At 57.3% G+C, this 234-nt stretch carries 1 protein-coding gene; it reads left to right on the top strand.

What is annotated here, in order from left to right; genetic code table 11:
* Window positions 1-33: 33 nt before the first annotated feature.
* On the top strand, window positions 34-234 hold a 201-nt coding region (locus tag AC0L2O_RS37570; protein WP_473373293.1), incomplete at its 3' end, for a glycosyltransferase.

Genomic DNA, 234 nt, shown 5'->3' with positions numbered 1-234 from the left:
GAAAAGAAAATCATCGGTCGCTGGGCGTCCGCCTTGATTAAACGTCACGTCACGGCCTTCATCGCCAATAGCCGCCAAATCGCTGGTGATCTGAAGAGACATGGCATCGGCGCGGATCGCATTCATATGATTCCGAATGGGATCGATCTGCCCCGCAAGCCGCGTCGCGAGCCGAACGCCGATGGCAGCCGACGCTTTATCTGCCTTAGCCGCCTCGATCCGGAAAAATGCCTC

The sequence above is a fragment of the Bradyrhizobium sp. Kon10 genome, assembly GCF_055807395.1.
This window is presented reverse-complemented; position numbering and strand designations above follow the sequence as displayed.